18 protein-coding genes and 2 pseudogenes are annotated in these 17,235 nt (G+C 75.5%); 14 read left to right on the top strand and 6 right to left on the bottom strand.

Going from position 1 to position 17,235, the window contains the following annotated elements; translation table 11 throughout:
- Nucleotides 1-224: 224 nt before the first annotated feature.
- The 10 genes and pseudogenes from rpsP to ACFHW0_RS04085 all read left to right on the top strand — a co-directional run bounded on the left by rpsP (nucleotide 225) and on the right by ACFHW0_RS04085 (nucleotide 6,291).
- Nucleotides 225-692: a 30S ribosomal protein S16 gene (gene rpsP / locus ACFHW0_RS04130; RefSeq protein ID WP_311410948.1), complete on the top strand. Its 468-nt coding sequence runs from the start codon at nucleotides 225-227 to the stop codon at nucleotides 690-692.
- Nucleotides 667-927, top strand: a complete 261-nt coding sequence (locus ACFHW0_RS04125; RefSeq protein WP_172862164.1) for an RNA-binding protein — start codon at nucleotides 667-669, stop codon at nucleotides 925-927. Before rpsP ends, ACFHW0_RS04125 begins: the two co-directional genes overlap by 26 nt.
- Nucleotides 927-1,640, top strand: coding sequence for a ribosome maturation factor RimM (rimM, locus tag ACFHW0_RS04120; protein ID WP_416605540.1), 714 nt, complete (start codon nucleotides 927-929; stop codon nucleotides 1,638-1,640). Before ACFHW0_RS04125 ends, rimM begins: the two co-directional genes overlap by 1 nt.
- A 20-nt stretch (nucleotides 1,641-1,660) precedes the next feature.
- The gene (gene trmD / locus ACFHW0_RS04115; RefSeq protein WP_416605539.1) at nucleotides 1,661-2,434 is read left to right on the top strand and encodes a tRNA (guanosine(37)-N1)-methyltransferase TrmD; all 774 of its coding nucleotides are present in this window, start codon (nucleotides 1,661-1,663) and stop codon (nucleotides 2,432-2,434) included.
- 142 nt (nucleotides 2,435-2,576) lie between these two features.
- Complete coding sequence (gene rplS, locus ACFHW0_RS04110) at nucleotides 2,577-2,933, top strand: 50S ribosomal protein L19 (protein ID WP_089001547.1); 357 nt, start codon at nucleotides 2,577-2,579, stop codon at nucleotides 2,931-2,933.
- Between the two features lie 184 nt (nucleotides 2,934-3,117).
- Nucleotides 3,118-3,992 (top strand): annotated as a pseudogene (lepB, locus tag ACFHW0_RS04105) (signal peptidase I).
- A gap of 9 nt (nucleotides 3,993-4,001) precedes the next feature.
- Nucleotides 4,002-4,622, top strand: a complete 621-nt coding sequence (lepB, locus tag ACFHW0_RS04100) for a signal peptidase I (protein WP_121396101.1) — start codon at nucleotides 4,002-4,004, stop codon at nucleotides 4,620-4,622.
- A 48-nt stretch (nucleotides 4,623-4,670) separates the two neighbouring features.
- On the top strand, nucleotides 4,671-5,165 hold the full coding sequence (locus ACFHW0_RS04095; protein WP_416605538.1) for an NUDIX hydrolase: 495 nt from the start codon (nucleotides 4,671-4,673) through the stop codon (nucleotides 5,163-5,165).
- The gene (locus ACFHW0_RS04090) at nucleotides 5,159-5,971 is read left to right on the top strand and encodes a ribonuclease HII (protein WP_151457076.1); all 813 of its coding nucleotides are present in this window, start codon (nucleotides 5,159-5,161) and stop codon (nucleotides 5,969-5,971) included. Before ACFHW0_RS04095 ends, ACFHW0_RS04090 begins: the two co-directional genes overlap by 7 nt.
- Nucleotides 5,968-6,291: a DUF2469 domain-containing protein gene (locus ACFHW0_RS04085; RefSeq protein ID WP_007075222.1), complete on the top strand. Its 324-nt coding sequence runs from the start codon at nucleotides 5,968-5,970 to the stop codon at nucleotides 6,289-6,291. Before ACFHW0_RS04090 ends, ACFHW0_RS04085 begins: the two co-directional genes overlap by 4 nt.
- A 97-nt stretch (nucleotides 6,292-6,388) precedes the next feature.
- Here ACFHW0_RS04085 and ACFHW0_RS04080 read toward each other — a convergent pair whose 3' ends face one another.
- Nucleotides 6,389-7,495 (bottom strand): sulfite oxidase, encoded by a 1,107-nt coding sequence (locus ACFHW0_RS04080; RefSeq protein ID WP_416605537.1) that lies wholly within the window; start codon nucleotides 7,493-7,495, stop codon nucleotides 6,389-6,391.
- Between the two features lie 260 nt (nucleotides 7,496-7,755).
- Between ACFHW0_RS04080 and ACFHW0_RS04075 the strand changes: the two are divergent.
- A pseudogene (locus ACFHW0_RS04075) lies at nucleotides 7,756-8,328 on the top strand (murein hydrolase activator EnvC family protein); the annotation flags it as partial.
- A gap of 46 nt (nucleotides 8,329-8,374) precedes the next feature.
- Here ACFHW0_RS04075 and ACFHW0_RS04070 read toward each other — a convergent pair.
- Nucleotides 8,375-9,556, bottom strand: coding sequence for an aminotransferase class V-fold PLP-dependent enzyme (locus tag ACFHW0_RS04070; RefSeq protein WP_416605536.1), 1,182 nt, complete (start codon nucleotides 9,554-9,556; stop codon nucleotides 8,375-8,377).
- A gap of 146 nt (nucleotides 9,557-9,702) precedes the next feature.
- Between ACFHW0_RS04070 and ACFHW0_RS04065 the strand changes: the two genes are divergently transcribed.
- Nucleotides 9,703-10,287 carry a GNAT family N-acetyltransferase gene (locus ACFHW0_RS04065; RefSeq protein ID WP_416605535.1) on the top strand — a complete coding sequence of 195 codons (585 nt, stop codon included), beginning with the start codon at nucleotides 9,703-9,705 and terminating at the stop codon, nucleotides 10,285-10,287.
- A 121-nt stretch (nucleotides 10,288-10,408) separates the two neighbouring features.
- Here the strand turns inward: ACFHW0_RS04065 and ACFHW0_RS04060 are convergent, their stop codons facing one another.
- Entirely contained in the window at nucleotides 10,409-11,485 is a 1,077-nt protein-coding gene (locus ACFHW0_RS04060; RefSeq protein WP_416605739.1) for a tyrosine recombinase XerC, read from the bottom strand.
- Nucleotides 11,486-11,995: 510 nt separating this feature from the next.
- Between ACFHW0_RS04060 and ACFHW0_RS04055 the strand changes: the two genes are divergently transcribed.
- Entirely contained in the window at nucleotides 11,996-12,331 is a 336-nt protein-coding gene (locus ACFHW0_RS04055; protein ID WP_416605534.1) for a hypothetical protein, read from the top strand.
- A gap of 26 nt (nucleotides 12,332-12,357) precedes the next feature.
- Here ACFHW0_RS04055 and ACFHW0_RS04050 read toward each other — a convergent pair whose 3' ends face one another.
- Genes ACFHW0_RS04050 through ACFHW0_RS04040 form a run of 3 tightly spaced genes read right to left on the bottom strand, consistent with a single transcriptional unit; the run spans nucleotide 12,358 to nucleotide 15,480 of the window.
- A complete protein-coding gene (locus ACFHW0_RS04050; protein WP_416605738.1) occupies nucleotides 12,358-13,653 on the bottom strand; it encodes a DNA-processing protein DprA in 1,296 nt (431 codons plus the stop codon).
- Entirely contained in the window at nucleotides 13,563-15,083 is a 1,521-nt protein-coding gene (locus ACFHW0_RS04045) for a YifB family Mg chelatase-like AAA ATPase (protein ID WP_416605533.1), read from the bottom strand. Before ACFHW0_RS04045 ends, ACFHW0_RS04050 begins: the two co-directional genes overlap by 91 nt.
- A 37-nt stretch (nucleotides 15,084-15,120) precedes the next feature.
- A complete protein-coding gene (locus ACFHW0_RS04040; protein WP_121396090.1) occupies nucleotides 15,121-15,480 on the bottom strand; it encodes a YraN family protein in 360 nt (119 codons plus the stop codon).
- A 287-nt stretch (nucleotides 15,481-15,767) separates the two neighbouring features.
- On the opposite strand from ACFHW0_RS04040, the gene ACFHW0_RS04035 reads away from it, so the two are divergent.
- On the top strand, nucleotides 15,768-17,063 hold the full coding sequence (locus ACFHW0_RS04035; protein ID WP_416605532.1) for a hypothetical protein: 1,296 nt from the start codon (nucleotides 15,768-15,770) through the stop codon (nucleotides 17,061-17,063).
- The last annotated feature ends 172 nt before the right edge of the window (nucleotides 17,064-17,235 follow it).

Genomic DNA, 17,235 nt, shown 5'->3' with positions numbered 1-17,235 from the left:
CACTTCTGCCGCCCGGCGGGTGACCCGGGGCGGTCCGGTGTGAGCGATCCGCCGCCGATCTGGCAGAATGGCTGGCTGGTATCCGGCGCGTGTCCGGCGCCCTCTAACCCGGGCACGTCGCCAGTCCACCGAGCAGTCTCCGGCCCAACCCCACTGTGCCGGTCGACACTCACCCGTGCACCGCCCGTTCGGGCAGGTGAGATCGCAACAGGAGCGAAACAACTGTGGCCGTAAAGATCCGGCTCCTGCGGATGGGCAAGATCCGCAACCCGCAGTACCGCATCGTCATCGCCGACTCGCGCACCAAGCGCGACGGCCGGGCGATCGAGTTCGTCGGGGTCTACCAGCCGAAGGAAGACCCTTCGGTGATCGAGGTCAAGTCGGAGCGGGTCCAGTACTGGCTGTCCGTCGGCGCCCAGCCGAGCGAGGCGGTGCAGCGGCTGCTGGAGCTGACCGGTGACTGGCAGAAGTTCAAGGGCCTGCCGGCCCCGCCGCCGCTGAAGGTCGCCCCGGAGCGGGTCGACCGCACCGCGGCGTACGAGGCCGAGGCGAAGGCCGCCGCCGGGCTGGCCGAGGCGCCGGCGAAGCCGGCCAAGAAGGCCGCCAAGGCCGAGGCTCCGGCCGAGGCGCCGAAGACCGAGGCTCCGGCCGAGGCCCCCGCTGCCGCTGCCGACGCCGGTGAGCAGGCCTGACATGCCTCTGCGTCCGGCGTTGGAGCACCTGGTCAAGGGAATCGTCGACCACCCCGATGACGTACGCGTCCGGATGGTCGACTCCCGTCGGGGCAAGCGGCTGGAAGTCCGCGTGCACCCGGAGGACCTCGGCACGGTGATCGGGCGGTCCGGCCGGACCGCCAAGGCGCTGCGCCAGGTGATCGGCTCCATCGGCGGGCGCGGCGTGCGCGTCGACATCGTCGACTCGTACTGATGCTGCTCGTCGTCGGCAGGGTCGGCAAGCCGCACGGCATCCGCGGTGAGGTCACCGTGGAGGTGCGCACCGACGAGCCCGAAGCGCGGTTCGCCCCCGGCATGGTGCTGCGCACCATGCCGGGGGCGACGCCCCCGGCTGTGCCCAGCAATCGCGTGCTGCGCGCCGAGCCCGGGGCGACGCCCCCGGCTGTGCCCAGCAATCGCGTGCTGCGCGCCGAGCCCGGGGCGACGCCCCGGGCCGTGTCCAGCGATCGGGCGCCGCGCACCGAGGTCGGGGCGACGCCTCAGCCGTCGCCGGCCGCGCCCGAGCAGGGGGCGGCCTTCCGGGTGCCCGCCGAGCTGGTCGTGGAGTCCGCCCGCTGGCACCAGGGGCGGATGCTCGTCGCGTTCGAGGGCATTCTCGACCGGGACGTCGCCGAGGCGCTGCGCGGCACGCTGGTCGCGGTCGACAGCGCCGACGTCGCCCCGCCGGAGGACCCGGAGGAGTTCCACGACCACCAGCTCGTCGGGCTGGCCGTGGTCACCCCGGCCGGCGACCGGCTGGGCGAGGTGGCCCGGATCGACCACGCCCCCGCGTCCGACCTGCTGGTGCTGCGCCGTCCCGAGGGCGGCACCGCGCTCATCCCGTTCGTCAAGGCGATTGTCCCCGAGGTTGACCTCGCCGGCGGTCGCGTCGTCGTCGACCCGCCCGCCGGTCTGCTCGATCTGTAGAACCGCTGGAGCACCCCCGCATGCGCGTCGACATCGTGTCGATCTTCCCGGAGTACTTCGCCCCGCTGGACCTGTCGTTGATCGGCCGGGCGCGGGCGAACGGCACGCTGCGGCTGGCCGTACACGATCTGCGGATCTGGACCCACGACGTGCACCGCACGGTCGACGACACGCCCTACGGCGGCGGGCCCGGCATGGTGATGCGGCCGGAGCCGTGGGGCGAGGCGCTCGACGCCCTCGCCCCGGCGGAGGTGACCCCGCCCCGGCTGGTGGTGCCGGCCCCGACCGGCGCCCCCTTCACCCAGGCGACGGCGCACGAGCTGGCCGCCGAGCCGCACCTGCTCTTCGCCTGCGGCCGGTACGAGGGCATCGACCAGCGGGTGCTCGACCACGCCGCGACCCGGATGCCGGTGACCGAGGTCTCCCTCGGCGACTACGTCCTCTTCGGCGGGGAGGTGGCCGTGCTGGTGATCCTGGAGGCGGTCACCCGGCTGCTGCCCGGCGTGCTCGGCAACGCGGGCTCGCTGGCCGAGGAGTCGCACGCCCACGGGCTGCTGGAGGCCCCCATGTACACGAAGCCGGCGACCTGGCGGGGGCTGGAGGTGCCGGAGGTGCTCCGCTCGGGCGACCACGGCAGGATCGCCCGCTGGCGGCGGGACGAGGCGCTGACCCGCACCGCGACGCGTCGTCCCGACATGCTCGCCGCGCTGGACCCGCGCCGCCTGGACAAACGGGACGTCGCCGCGTTGGACCGGGCCGGATTTCAGGTGCCGCCGGGGGATGTGGCAAAGTAGGGGGGTTGCCGCAACCGGCCGCGCCGCGGCCGGCTGCGAGGATCCTCGACCGGGGTCGGGTCACCGACCGCCACCCGGGGATCAGAATCACCCACCCGCGCACCGATTGACGGTGCGCCGTGAGCCTCACGAGGACGCAGCGATGAACATCCTGGACGCCCTTGACGCCCAGTCGAAGCGCACCGACCTCCCCGACTTCCGTGCCGGTGACACCGTCAAGGTGCACGCCCGGGTCGTCGAGGGCAACCGGTCCCGTGTCCAGATCTTCCAGGGCGTCGTCATCCGCCGCCAGGGTGACGGTCTGCGCGAGACCTTCTCGGTCCGCAAGATCAGCTTCGGTGTCGGTGTCGAGCGCACCTACCCGATCAACAGCCCGGCGATCGACCGGATCGAGGTCGTGACCCGCGGTGACGTCCGCCGCGCCAAGCTCTACTACCTGCGCGAGCTGCGGGGCAAGAAGGCCAAGATCAAGGAGAAGCGCGAGAAGCAGCCCAGCTGACCTCGCGCTCGCCACGCCGCCCGAGCTGCGCGTATGTCGTACCGACCGGAGCGCACTACCCTGGTCGCTACGGGCGCAGCCGGGCGACGTCCCGCCACGACGGCGGAGCGACGACCACTACCGCCCGGGGAGCCCCGACAGGGTTCCCGGGCGGTAGTGTCATTTCTGCTGACCGGAGAGTGGCGTGGTACAGACGCTTGACGAGGACGGCGCCGTCGACCCCTGGCGCCGCCGGGCCCGCCGGCCCCGCCGTCAGATGCCCCTCTGGCAGGAGTTGCCGCTGCTGCTCGTCGTCGCGTTCTGCCTCGCCGTGCTGATCCGCACCTTCCTGCTCCAGGCGTTCTTCATTCCCTCCGGCTCGATGGAGGACACCCTCCTCGTCGGCGACCGGGTCCTGGTCAACAAGGTCGTCTACGACGTACGCGACCCGGTGCGGGGCGAGGTGGTCGTCTTCCGGGGCACCGACCGGTGGGCGCCGCAGGTCGCCGAGGAACCGGAGCCCGGGTTCGCGGGCAAGCTCAGCCGGACCGTCGGCGACCTGGTCGGCGTCAGCCGCCCCGGCGAGAAGGACTTCATCAAGCGGGTCATCGGCCTGCCGGGCGACCGGGTGAAGTGCTGTGACGCCGAGGGGCGGGTGCTGGTCAACGGCACGCCGCTCGACGAGTCGGCGTACGTCCTGCGGGACTCGCCGCTCGACATCCCGCCCAACCCCCGCGAGTGCCGGTCCCGGCGCTTCGAGGAGGTCGTGGTCCCGCCCGGGCAGATCTTCGTCATGGGCGACCACCGCATGGTCTCCCAGGACGCCCGCTGCCAGGGCCCGGTGCCGATCGAGAACGTGGTGGGCCGGGCGTTCACCGTGGTCTGGCCGTCGTCGCGCTGGAGCGCCCTGTCGGTGCCCGCGACCTTCGACGACGTCGCCGACCCGCCGGCCGCCTCCACGGGCGCGCCGCCCCCGGTCCGCCCCACGCCGGCCGGTGGTGTGGTGCTGCTCGTCCCGGTCGCTGCCGCGCTCGCCGTTCTCGCGCGTTCCGGACGGTGGCGTCCGGTCGGGCAACGTAGGCTCTTGCCGTGATTGACGAGCAGACCGACAAGCCGCGCAGCTCCTTCTGGAAGGAACTGCCCATCCTCCTGGGTGTGGCGATCCTGGTCGCGGTGCTGGTGCGCGCCTTCGTGCTGCAGACCTTCTTCATCCCCTCCCCGTCGATGGAGAACACCCTCCAGATCGACGATCGGGTGCTGGTCAACAAACTGGTCTACGACTTCCGGTCCCCGCACCGGGGCGAGGTGATCGTCTTCAAGGCCCCCCTGGAGTGGAGCGCCAACCCCGACGGCGAGGACTTCATCAAGCGCGTCATCGGCGTGGGCGGCGACCACGTGGTCTGCTGCGACGCGCAGGACCGGTTGGTGATCAACGGCAAGTCCCTGGACGAGCCCTACATCTTCCCGGGGGACAAGACCGCCGAGGAGTTCGACATCACCGTCCCGAAGGGCCGGCTCTGGGTGATGGGCGACCACCGCGAGGCGTCGGGCGACTCGCTGGAGCACTGGCAGCAGTCCGGTCAGGACATCACCGTCGCCACCATCCCCGAGGACGACGTCGTGGGACGGGCCTTCACCGTCTTCTGGCCCGTCGGGCGGGCCACCTGGCTGAGCGTACCGAAGCCGTACGAGGCCATCCCCGAGCCGTAGGGGTCGCCGGGCGTGTGCGTTGTCGGCGGCGTCTGGCAGGCTGGTGCGGTGACCGTCTACACCCCCCGGCGTGCGGCGCGCGTCCTGCTCGTCGACGCGGCGGGTCGGGTGCTGCTCTTCAGCGGCTCCGACCCGGCCCGCCCCGAGCACGGCCGCTGGTGGTTCACCCCCGGCGGCGGCCTGGACCCGGAGGAGACCTACCCCGGGTGCGCCGCGCGGGAGCTGGCCGAGGAGACCGGGCTGCGGCTGCCGGCGTCGGCCTTCGGCGCGCCCGTGCACCGCGACGTGGCGGAATTCCCCTTCGACGGCGTGTGGTACCGGCAGGAACAGGAGTTCTTCCTGGTGCGGGTGACGGGTCACGAGGTCGACACGGCGGGCTTCAGCGAGATCGAGCGGGCCAGCGTCGCCGCGCACCGGTGGTGGCCGCCGGACGAGCTGGCCGCCAGCGGCGAGCGCTACTACCCGCCGGACCTGCCGGCTGTGCTGGCCCGGGCGCTGGCCGCCTCGGTCGCGCCCACGACCGGGCAGGACGCGCCGTGCTGACGCCGCCGCGCACGGTGGTGCGCCGCGAGGGTGGGCTCTACGCGCTGGAGCGCGCGTTGCAGCGGCGCGGCTTCCGGCACGTCGCCGGGGCCGACGAGGCGGGTCGCGGCGCCTGCGCCGGGCCGCTGGTCGCCGCCGCCGCGATCCTGCCCGAGGGCCGCCGCGGCGAGATCGACGGGCTGGCCGACTCCAAGCTGCTCACCCCCGCCAGCAGGGAGCGGATCCACGACGAGGTCGTGGCCCGCGCGCTGGCGTACGCCGTGGTGGTCATCCCGGCCGAGGAGGTCGACGAGCGGGGCCTGCACGTGAGCAACCTGGCCGCGATGCGACGCGCGCTGGCGTCGCTGACGACCCGCCCCGACTACGTGCTGACCGACGGCTTCGGAGTGGACGGCCTCGACGTGCCGGGGCTGGCCGTGTGGAAGGGCGACCGGGTGGCCGCCTGCGTCGCGGCGGCGAGCGTACTGGCCAAGGTCACCCGGGACCGGATGATGGTCGAGTTGGACGGGGCGTTCCCGGGCTACGGGTTCGCCGAGCACAAGGGTTACATCACCGCGGAACACACCGCGGCGCTGCGGGACCGGGGGCCGTGCCGGGAGCACCGGTTCTCGTACGTGAACGTGGCGACGGTGTCCGGTCGCGACGGCGCCCCACCTCGGGCGCGTCGGCCGGCGGACGCGAGGCGGGACGAGCCGATGGAGCGCTCCTGCCCGCCAGGGGGTACCGTCGGCGTGGCGTTGGGCGAGCAGCCTCAGCCTCCGGCGTCGGTGGGGGAAGATGTGGTCATGGAAGGCGGAGTGCGATGAGCGCGGAAGACCTCGAGAAGTACGAGACCGAGATGGAGCTGCAGCTCTACCGGGAGTACCGCGACATCGTCCGCCAGTTCTCCTACGTGGTGGAGACCGAGCGCCGGTTCTACCTGGCCAACCAGGTCGACCTGCACGTGCGCAACTCCGACGGCGAGGTCTACTTCGAGGTCGAGATGCACGACGCCTGGGTGTGGGACATGTACCGCCCGGCGCGGTTCGTGAAGAACGTCCGGGTGATGACCTTCAAGGACGTCAACGTCGAGGAGCTGGAGAAGCCCGACATCTCGCTGCCCGCCGACTCCGGCTTCGGCGGCTGATCGCCGGTCTCCCGCCCGGTGGTCCCACCGCCGGACGCACGGCCCCGTCGGCGCCCTCACCCCGCGCGGCCGTCGCCCCTCTCCGCCCCGGCCGGGTTCATTCCGACAGCACCACGACCTCGACGCGCTGCACGAGGTTGTTGGCGAAGCCGCCCCGGTTCCACGGCTGCTCGACCGGCTGGCTGCGGCCGGAGGCGTCGGTGGCGCGGGCCCCGAGGACGTGCCTGCCCGGCGGCGCCGTCCACTCGTACCGCCACCGGCGCCAGGCGAACTCCCCGCCGACCTGCTCGTCCAGGATGGCCGGTCGCCAACTGGCCCCGCCGTCGGTGGTCACCTCCACCGAGACGACCGGGGCGTGGCCGGACCAGGCGCGACCGTCCAGCGTGCACGGACCGGGCCGCAGCACGCGGGTGCGGGACATGAAGTCGGGGAAGCCGGGCGGCCGGACCAGCGCGCGCGGCTCGATCCGGGTCACCGGCACCCCGGGGTCGGCCGCGTCCCGGCGCAGCCGGTAGGCGACCGCGTTCTGGTAGCCGTCGAACGCCTCGGTGCGTACGTCGATCGCGCGCAGCCACTTGACGTGCGCCATGCCGTACCAGCCGGGCACGATCAGCCGCAGCGGGGCACCGTGCTGCGGCAGCAGCGGAGCGCCGTTCATCTCGTACGCCAGCAGCACCTCCTCGCGCAGCGCGTCGGCGGCCGGCAGCGCCCGCTGGTAGTCCTGCTCGACGCCGCGTTCCACGCCGTGGTCGGCACCCGTGAACACCACGTCGACGGCGTCGGCGGCGATCCCCGCCTCGCGCAGCAGCGGCGCCAGCGGGGTGCCGGTCCACTCCGCGTTGCCGACCGCCTCGACCAGCCACGGCTGGCTCACCGGTCGCGGATGCAGCAGGGCGCGCCCGTTGCCGGCGCACTCCAGCGTGACCCGGCGGGTGACCCGGGGCCGCTCGCGCAGCGCGGCGAGATCGAGGGTCAGCGGCCGGTCCACCGCGCCGGCAACGGTCAGCGCGTGCGTGGCCGGGTCGACATCCGGGATGTCGTAGTGGATGAGCAGGTAGTGCAGGCCGGCCGGGGTCACGTCGTAGCGCAGCGCCTCCAGCGGGATGCCGTGGTTGCGGGCGGCGAGCTGCAACTCCTCGGCGGTGATCCCCTCGCCGGGCTCCGCCACGCGGGAGGGCCGGCTGACGTCGTCCACAGTGGTCATCGTGGCCTCCCCGGTGGGACGGCGGCGGCTCCGCCGTGTCGCCCGTCCCAGCCTAGGGCCTCGCCGGTGCCCGCCGCCGCTCCCGGGGCCGCCCGACGGGCCGGGCGTCCGTCGGCGGTCGCGCCGCCCCGTGACCGGCCGGCCGCCGGCCCGTAGCAGATCGGCCCGTCCTCCGGTGGTCCGTCCACAGGACACCCGCCGTCCACAGGAGCGGGCGTCGCGGGTGGCGGGGGCGGACACCCGCCGGCAGGCTGCGCCCCATGCGACCAGCCACGCGTACCGGCGCCGCCGTGCTCTGCGCCGCCCTGCTGCCCCTCGGGCCTGCCGCCGCCCCCGCCTCCCCGCCGGTGTCGGCGGCCGCCCGGCCGCCCGCTTCCGCAGGCGTCGTGGCGTCGCCCCCCGGGGCCGCGCCGCCCCGCGCGACGCGGTTGCGGTGGCCGCTCGACGGCGTCCCGCGCCCGGTGCGCCGGTTCGACCCGCCGCCCCGGCCGTGGCTGCCCGGCCACCGGGGCGTCGACCTGGCCGCCGCGCCGGGCGCCACCGTGCGGTCCGCCGGTGCCGGCACGGTGCTCTTCGCCGGCCTGGTCGCCGGCCGCCCCGTCGTCACGGTCGGGCACGCCGACGGCCTGCGGACCACCCACGAGCCGGTGTCGCCGGCGGTGCGCCCCGGCGACCACCTGACCGCCGGGGCACCGCTGGGCGCCCTCCTCTCCGGTCACCCGGGCTGTCCCGCTACCGCCTGCCTGCACTGGGGGCTGCGGCGCGGCGCCGACTACCTCGATCCGCTGGCCCTGCTCGGCCTGGGACCCGTGCGGCTGCTGCCGCTCGACGGCGCCGACCCCGCTGGGGGCGGCGGGCTCGACGGCGCCGGCCCCGCCCTCAGCGCTGGGCGAGCAGCGGGGGCAGCCGCACCGAGAGCCGCTCGTACTCGTCCGGCGTGTTGTAGACCTGGGCACAGAGCCGCAGCCAGCCGCGTCCGTTCCAGGCCATGACGGCGACCTCGGTGGCGAGCCGCTCGGCGATCCGTTCCCGCAGCGCCCGCGCCGCGTCGAACGTGGTGTCCAGGCCCGGCGGCAGCGGGACGATACGCATGGCGACCCCGGGTCCGCCGGGGTCCGGCAGGTCGGCGGGCGCCACCCCGAGCGCGTCCCCCAGCACCCGCTGGCCGTACGCCGCCAGCGCGGCGTTGTGCCCGCGTACCCGGTCGACGCCGAGGCTGCGCAGCGTGAACAGGCCCACCGGCGCGGCCAGCCAGCCCGTGTAGTCCTGCGTCGCCGCCCACTCGACGCGGCCGGGAAACCCCGACTCCTGCTCCCAGGAGACGACCAGCGGCTCGATCCGCTCCCGCCACGGCGGGGCGACCGCCAGCACGGCGGTGCCGCGCGGCGCGTACGCCCACTTGTGCAGGTTGCCCACCCAGAAGTCGGCGCCGACGTCGCCCACCGGTGCCGGCAGCATGCCCGGGGCGTGCGCGGCGTCGACGAGGACGGGTATCCCGTGCTCCCGGGCCACGCCGACGATCGCGGCGACGGGAAAGAGCCGGGCGGTGGCCGAGGTGAGCTGGTCCACGACGAGCAGCCGGGTCCGGCCGGGGCGCAGTCCGGCGCGGACGATCTGGACGATCTCCTCGCCCGAGGCGGCCAACGGGACGGGCAGCGCCCGGGTGACCGCCCCCGTACGCCGGCACTCCCGGGCGATCGAGAGGCCGACCGCGCCGTAGCCGTGGTCGGTGGTGAGCACCTCGTCGCCGGGACGCAGGCCGAGCGACTGGAGCACCAGCGCCACTCCGGTGGTGGCGTTCGGGACCAGGGCGGTGCCGTCCGGGTCGGCGCCCAGGAAGCCGGCCAGGTGCCGGCGGGTGTGGGCGATCCGGTCGACCAGACCCTGCGTGAGGAAACGCAGCGGGTTGGCCTCCATCTCGTCGCGCAGCCGCTGCTGTGCCCGCTGCACGGCGATCGGTACCGCGCCGAACGAACCGTGGTTCAAATGGCTGACGGCCGGGTCGAGCGAGAAGAGCAGGCGGGCTGCCGCGATCGGCTCGGGCGGCTGCGGGAGGCTCACCCGGTGATCGTAGCGACCGGTCGATCTCCCGCCGCCGTTCCGCCGGTACGGTCCGGCGGGCACGACGGTCGGGGGCGATCGTCCGGGACACGGTGCCGTCGAGCCGATGCCGGTAGACCGTCCTCGATCCCGGAGAATCGCTGGTCATGGACGTCGAACTGCGCTGGCCGACCGCCGCCGACCGGCAGCTCCGCGCCGAGGTGCACCGGGTGCTGCACGCGGTGGCCGAGCGGGGCGGTGCGATCGGCTACGTGGTCCCGCCCGGCCGCGCCGAGACCGACGCATGGCTGGACGGGGTGCTCGGTCTCGTCGCGACCGGCGACGCCGCGCTGGTCCTCGCCGTGCTCGGCGACCGGGTGGTGGGGACCGGGACGTGGCGGCGCGGTCCGAAGCCGATCTTCACCCACCACGCCGACCTGGAGAAGGTCACCGCACACCCCGCCGCCCGTGGCCGCGGCATCGGTCGGCTCGTCACCGGCGCGCTGATCGACGACGCCCGCAAGGCCGGCATCGAGACCCTCGCGCTGGGCGTGCGCGGCAACAACCACGGCGCCATCGAGCTGTACGAGCGCCTCGGCTTCCGCGAGTGGGGGCGGCTGCCGAACGTCATCGAGGTGGGCGACGAACGCTACGACGACGTGCGGATGTGCCTGGACCTCGGGCGCGAGCCGCACGTCGTGCTGCGGGGCTCGGCCCCCGACGGGCCGGGTTCGTCGCCGCGTCGGGCCTGAGCAACCGGCCTTTGCCTGCCAGGTCGTCGTCTGCCGGTTGCGGAATTCGGCCGTGTCCACCCACGGGCGTCCGGCCGCCGACCGTGCCACGCGGGCGCGGGGTGGCCCGCGACGGCGGGACTCAGGCGCGGGGGTGGGCCTGGCGGTAGGCGGCGCGGAGCCGCTCCACGGACACGTGGGTGTAGATCTGGGTGCTCGCCAGGGACGAGTGTCCCAGCAACTCCTGCACCGCCCGCAGGTCGGCGCCGCCCTCGAGCAGGTGGGTCGCCGCCGAGTGCCGCAGCCCGTGCGGGCTTATCGGGGGCAGGCCGGTCGCCGCCGCGTACCCGCCGACGATCCGCCGCGCCGTCGTCGGGTTGAGCCGTCCGCCGCGGGCGCCGAGCAGCAGCGCGTCGCGGGAGTGCGGTGCGGCCAGCGCCGGCCGGCCGTGGCGCAGCCACTCGTCGAGCGCCCGCTGCGCCGGCACCCCGTACGGCACGGCGCGTTCCCGGCCGCCCTTGCCGAACACCCGCACGACCCGTCGCGCGTGGTCGACGTCGGCGACGTCGAGGCCGCACGCCTCGCTGATCCGCACCCCCGTGCCGTAGAGCAGCTCCAGCAGCACGCGGTCCCGCAGCAGTACCGCCTCGGCGACGCCGTCAGCCGCCGCAGGGGGAGGACCCGACGACCCTGGCGACGCCGGCTGGGTGTCATCCCCGTCGGGCGTCGACGGTCGGGAGCCCTTCCCGTCGGGGGACGACGGCCCGGAGTCATTCCCGGCGGGTGACGAGGGTCGGGAGTCGTCGTCCCCGGCGGGTGGGGACGGCGGCACGGCCGGGGCGAAGCGGCCCGGCGCTTCGACCAGGGCGGCCGCCTGGTCGGCGCGCAGCACGGTCGGCAGGTCCCGGTGGGCGCGTGGGCTGGACAGGGCGCCGGCCACGTCGGCGGGGAGCAGCCCGGCGCGGTGCGCCCACGCGCTGAACGTCCGCGCCGAGGCCGCCCGGCGGGCGAGCGACGTCCGTGCGGCCCCCATCGTCCGCTGCTTCGCCAGCCAACTGCGCAGCACGGCGAGGTCCAGCTCCGGCAGTCCGGCGCAGCCCATCCGGTGGGCGTGGTCCAACAGGGACACCACGTCACCGACGTACGCCCGGACGGTGTGGGCGGACCGGTTGCGCACCGAGGCGAGGTGCCCGGCGAAGTCGTCCACCACCTCGCGCATCGCGGGTGGGAGGGCCTCGTGGGTCGCCCGGGTGCCGTTCGCCTCCCGGCTCACCGCGACCCCCTCGCAGCCGCCCGCCGGGCGCCCGGCGTGCCTCGCGTGGGCCCTGGCGCCCGGCCAGGCCGAGCCGGGGGCGCCGCCTGGCCGGGCCGCACGGGAAGCCGCACCCCTCGGTACACCTTGGTGCGGATCGAGGCCGTGGCGGCGGTGGGCGGCGGATCCTCGGGCGGCACGGGACCAGCCTACGGCCGTCCAAGGCCACCGGCAGGGCACCGGGCCGTGGCCGGGCCGGGCACCGGTCGCCTGGCGTCACCGGCAGGGTGCCGGGGTGGCCGGGCGCCCGGGAGGCGCCCGGCCGAGCCGGCTCGTGGGTGCTTCCGGCACGGACGCGCGGCACGGGTGATGGATTGCGTGGGCCGGTGCGCGCAGACTTGTCGTACCAACGGGTGTGGGCCCTGGTCGTGGTCGCCGCGCGACGACGGGATCAGGCTCGACGAAGGGGGACCGGACATGGGGGTGGACGTCGTCCTCTACCGGGTGGTCGGGGTGGGCTCCGACCGGCGTCGCCTCGTGCCGGCCGAGGTGCTGCCCGATCCCGACGACGTACTGCTGAACCTCGTCCGGCGGGTCCGTGGCGCCGGGCGTACCCCGCTGCTCGACCGGGTGGATCCGGTCGGTGAGCTGGTGGTCCCCGCCGGCCAGACGCCGCAGCTCCTCGCCGAGGTGCGCTGCCTCGCCGAGGTGGCCCGGTCGACGCCGGAGCTGACGCACGTGCGCCGGCTCGACCGGTTGGCGCGGCGCTGCCGGCAGGACCGCGCGATGGAGATCCGCTTCGAGGGTGACTGACGGCGGTTCGCGGTCCGTCCGCCGGTTCACGGTCTGTCCGGCGTCGCCGGTCGCCCGGCGGTCGCCTTCCGGGCCGGCGGGGGCGCGAGGGCGTACCCGTCGTCGCGGCGGAGCACCAGGGCCAGTTCCTCGAGCATCGACAGCTTCCGCAGGGCGGTACGGACGGGCACCCCGGCCCGCGCGGCGAGGACGTCCACGCCGACCGCGCCCCGACGGGGCAACGCCTCGACGACGGCCCGTGCGTCGTCGTCGAGCAGGTCGACCGGTTGCTGCGGGCCGCGCGGTACGGGCGCCAGGTCGCCGATCCGCCCGACCTCCTCCAGCACCTGCGCGACGCCGGTCACCAGCCGGGCCCTCGGGTACTCCCGCAGCGTCTCGTGCGCGCCGACGGACATCGCCGAGGTGACCGGGCCGGGCACCACCATGCCGGGTTTGCCCAGTGCGAGCGCCCGGTGGGTGGTCTGGGTGGCACCGCTTCGGGCGGCCGCCTCCACCAGCACCGTGCCGAGGGTGCCCGCCGCGATCACCCGGTTGCGGATGAGGAACCGGGGCCGGAGCGGATCGGCTCCCGGCATCCACTCGCTGACCAGCAGCCCGGTGTCGGCGATCCGGTCGAACAGCGCCGCGTTGCCCATCGGGTAGGGACGGTCCACGCCGCAGGCGAGCACCGCCACGGTGAGGCCGCTGGCGTTGAGCGCGCCCCGGTGGGCGGCGGCGTCGATGCCGAAGGCTCCGCCCGAGACGACGGTCCAGTCCCGGTCGGCCAGCCCGTAGCCGAGTTCCGTGGCGACGTGCGTGCCGTACCCGGTGGCGGCGCGGGCACCGACGACCGCGACGGAGCGGTCGAACGCCTCTGCGAGCGGCCACGAGCCGCGTACCCAGAAGCAGAGCGGCGGGGCGGTCTCGACGTCCACCCGCCGGTAGGCGCCGGGCAGCCGGAGCCGGCGCAGGTCGCCGACCCGGACGGGCCACTCGTCGTCGCCGGGGACGACGATCCGGGCGCCGAGCCGGTCCGTGCGGGCCAGCGCCTCGGCCGCGACGGCCCGGGCGTCGCCGGCCGCGCAACGGGCCGCCACGGTGTTGCGCAGCGTCTCCTCCGGTGCGCCCCCGTCGAGCAGCAGGTCGAGCGCTGCCGTCGGGCCGAGCCGGTCGACCAGCCGGTGCACCGACCAGGTGCCCGGCTCGGCGAGCCAGGTGAGCGCCACCCTGGCCAGGGTCTCCTCGTCGGTGCTCACGTCGCGTCCCCCGTCCTCAGTTGGATGGCCTCCCGGACGTCCTCCCGGTCGGGACGGTCCCGACCGTCCAGATCCGCGATAGTCCAGGCCAGGCGGATGATCCGGTCGAAGCCCCGGGCCGACAGCGACCCGGCGTCCAGCCGGGCCCGCAGCTCGGCCGTGTCCGGCCCGGGCAACCGCCAGGGCGGGCGGCGCAGGTACGGGCCGGGTATCTCGGCGTTGAGCCGGTGGCCGAGCACCGCCCAGCGCGCGGCCGCCGCCCGCCGGGCCACCGCCACCCGCGCGGCGACGGTGGCGGACGCCTCGCTGTCGACGGTGGCCTCCATCAGCTCGGCCGCCCGGACGGGCGGCAGCTTCACCTGCACGTCGATCCGGTCCAGCAGCGGCCCGGAGAGCCGGCTGAGGTAGCGCCGCCGGGCCTGCGGCGGGCACTCGCAGTACGCGTCCCCGGCCGGCTTGGCGCACGGGCACGGGTTGGCCGCCAGCACCAGCTGCGTACGGGCCGGGTACTCGGCGCCGCCTCGGCTGCGGACGAGCCGGACCCGGCCGTTCTCCAGCGGCTGACGCAGCGCCTCCAGCGCGCCCCGGCTGAACTCGGGCGCCTCGTCGAGGAAGAGCACGCCCCGGTGGGCGAGCGAGATCGCGCCGGGGCGGGCCAGCCCGGAACCGCCGCCGACCAGCGACGGCACCGTCGCCGTGTGGTGCGGTGCCTGGAAGGGCGGGCGGCGCAGCAACCGGCCGCCCGGCGGCAGCAGCCCGGCGATGGAGTGCAGCGCGGTGACCTCCAGTGCGGCCTCGTCGTCCAGCTCGGGCAGGATCGACGGGAGGCGCTCGGCGAGCATGGTCTTGCCGGCTCCCGGCGGCCCGACCAGCGCCAGATGGTGCCCGCCCGCCGCGGCCACCTCCAGCGCCCTGCGGCCCAGCCCCTGCCCGGCGACCTCGGCCAGGTCGGGCCCGCCGCCGGTCGGCGGCGGCCCGTCGGACTCCGGCTCGATCAGGGGCGAGCCGTCGCGGATGAAGCTGACCAGCCGGTGCAGCGTGTCGACGGCCCGGACCCGGACCCCGGGGACGACCGCCGCCTCGGCGGCGTTGCCGGCCGGAACGATCACCTTCCCGACGCCGGCCCGGGCGGCCGCGGCGACCATCGGCAGCACACCGCGCACCGGCCGGACCGCGCCGTCGAGGCCCAGCTCGCCCAGGACCACCACGTGTTCCAGGGGCAGCAGCGGCAGCTCGCCGGAGCCGCCCAGCAGGGCCGCCGCGATCGCCAGGTCGAACGCGGAGCCGAACTTCGGCAGGTCGGCCGGCAGCAGGTTGAGGGTGATCCGCCGGTTGGGCCAGCGCTGGCCGGAGTTGACCACGGCCGCGCGGACCCGGTCCCGGGCCTCGTGCAGGGCGGTGTCCGGCAGCCCCGAGATGACGACAGCCGGCAGGCCGGCCGCCAGGTCGGCCTCGACCTCCACCAGGTGCCCGGTGACACCCACCAGGCCCACGCAGAGCACCTTCGCGTAGCTCACGACGCCGCCCGCCGTCGCTCGACGCCGGGCCCGGCCATCAGAACGCCCCCTTGAGGTGTTCGACCCGGGCGGCGCCGGCGCCGGTGAGGCGTACCGAGACGACGTCGAAGCGCACCTCGTCGGCGGTGGTGCCGGTGTCGGCGAGCCACCGTGCGGCGAGCCCGCGCAGGCGCCGCGCCTTGGCCGGTACGACCGCCTCCGCCGGCGGCCCGAACTCGTCGGTGCGGCGGGTCTTCACCTCGCAGAAGGCGAGCACCGGCCCGTCCCAGGCGATGATGTCGATCTCTCCGGCCGGGCAGCGCCAGTTCCGGGCCACCGGGCGCAGTCCCGCCCCGATCAGGTGCCGGACGGCGCACCGCTCCCCGTACGCGCCGACCGCCTGGTTCCGCTTCGTCATGTCCGGCACCGTGCACCCGGCGGGCGGGCAGCCGCCGCCTCGCGCCCCGGAACCTGTGGACGACGGAGGTGCTGTGGACGGACGGACGATCATGCCCTCGTCGTGCTACGCGGCCCGCCCCGGTGGACCGCCGTCAGGAGCCACGCGGCGCCCCGCTGAGCTGGCCCTGCCCGCCCGTCGCCGTCCCCGCCCGTCGCCGTCCCCGCCCAGCGCCGCGCGGTGACCGACGCTCGCGGGAGTGCGGGTGTCCCGGGGGCGAATGGCGCCCGTGGAGCCGGTCGCATACGGTGCCGGACGTGGACGGACGACGGAACTTTGTCGAAGATCAGGAGTCGCGCTGGTATCCGGCCGACCGCGACCGTGACCGTGAGAGCGGCTACGGGGAGGCGGACTGGCGCGGTCCGGCCGAGAGCCGATACCGGGACGACGACCTGAACGCCCCCGAGCAGCGCCGGGCCGCGGAGGACGACCGCTACGGCGACTCCGTGGGGACCCGGCGCGGTGAACCAGGACGCTTCGGCGCGTCGACGGAGCCCGACTCGGGCCGCTTCGGGGCCGTCGAGCCCGACTCCGGGCGCTTCGCAGCCGTCGAGCCCGACTCGGGCCGCTTCGGAGCCGTCGACACCGACCGGGGCCGCTTCGGCGGACCGGAGGACTCGGGCCGGTTCGCGGCCACGGGGCGGGAGGACCCGGGCCGGTTCACCGTGACGGGACCGGAGGACTCCGGCCGGTTCGCCGTCACCGGCCCCGAGGACTCCGGCCGGTTCGCCGTCGTGGGATCGGAGCCCGGAAGGTACGGCGAGGGCGATTCGGGGCGCTTCGCGGCGGTGCCGCCGCTCGGGGACGCCCGGTCGGAGACCGAGGGGTACCGGGCGAGCCGCTCGCGTCGGGCCGAGGCGGACCCGGACGTCTCGGGGGAACTGCCCGCCGACCGTCCGGGCCGGCGGGCCGCCCGGGAATCGAGGGAGACGCGCGACGCGCTGTCGACGTCGGGCGTCGACGCCCTGGCCGGGGCGGTTCCCGTGGAGCGGACCACGGAGCCGACCCGCCCCGCCCCGTTGGGCGGTTATCCGATCGTCGCGCCCGGTCGGGTGGCCGAGGCCGCGAGCCCGGCGGAGACGCCGGTCGACGAGCCGGTCCGGCCGGTCGCGCCCCCGAACCCGTTGGAGATGCCGACCGGGCCGATGCCGCCGATCGCGCCCCGCGGCGACCTCGCGCCGGGGGAGCTGCCGGCGTACCCGCCGGTGGTCGCCCCGCACCCCGGAGCGCCGGCGGGCGACGGGGTCTACCGGACCCGGCGGCCGGTGCTGGCCGCGCTCTTCACCCTGCTGGTCCTGGTGTTCGAGGTGCCCGCGATGCGGGTGCTGATCAGCGGCGTGACCGGCGACCCGGTCTCGGCCGCCGACGTCGTGGTGGGGATCTTCCTGGTCTGCGGCCTGCCGATCTTCGCGATCGGCCTGTACGGGCTGCGCACCGGCGGGCTGTCGCTGGCGGAGGGGAGTCGGGGCTGGCTGCGCCCGCCGACGGCGTACCTGACCGTCGGCCTGGTGCTCTTCGTCGCCGCCGCCCTCGCGGTCGGCTGACCCTCGACCGTCGGGACCTGGCGCCCTCGGGCCTGACGCTGCCGGGGCCTGGCGCCCTCGGGCCTGACGCTGGCGGGACCGCTGCGTCTGACGCCCGCAGAGAGTGCTCCGCCTGACGGCGAGCACCGGCCCGGGCGGGCGCGCCGAGTGCCGGAAATGGGCGTTCCGACCC

The organism is Micromonospora sp. LOL_025 (genome assembly GCF_048060285.1).
Taxonomy (GTDB): Bacteria; Actinomycetota; Actinomycetes; order Mycobacteriales; family Micromonosporaceae; genus Micromonospora.
Note: the sequence above shows the minus strand (reverse complement) of the source record. Positions and strands in the feature narration are given on the sequence as shown.

Coding starts and splice junctions, on each gene's coding strand:
- rimM (WP_416605540.1), top strand. CDS start 927: ATGCTGCTCGTCGTCGGCAGGGTCGGCAAGCCGCACGGCATCCGCGGT.
- trmD (WP_416605539.1), top strand. CDS start 1,661: ATGCGCGTCGACATCGTGTCGATCTTCCCGGAGTACTTCGCCCCGCTG.
- rplS (WP_089001547.1), top strand. CDS start 2,577: ATGAACATCCTGGACGCCCTTGACGCCCAGTCGAAGCGCACCGACCTC.
- ACFHW0_RS04085 (WP_007075222.1), top strand. CDS start 5,968: ATGAGCGCGGAAGACCTCGAGAAGTACGAGACCGAGATGGAGCTGCAG.
- ACFHW0_RS04080 (WP_416605537.1), bottom strand. CDS start 7,495: ATGACCACTGTGGACGACGTCAGCCGGCCCTCCCGCGTGGCGGAGCCC.
- ACFHW0_RS04065 (WP_416605535.1), top strand. CDS start 9,703: ATGGACGTCGAACTGCGCTGGCCGACCGCCGCCGACCGGCAGCTCCGC.
- ACFHW0_RS04060 (WP_416605739.1), bottom strand. CDS start 11,485: ATGCGCGAGGTGGTGGACGACTTCGCCGGGCACCTCGCCTCGGTGCGC.
- ACFHW0_RS04055 (WP_416605534.1), top strand. CDS start 11,996: ATGGGGGTGGACGTCGTCCTCTACCGGGTGGTCGGGGTGGGCTCCGAC.
- ACFHW0_RS04040 (WP_121396090.1), bottom strand. CDS start 15,480: ATGACGAAGCGGAACCAGGCGGTCGGCGCGTACGGGGAGCGGTGCGCC.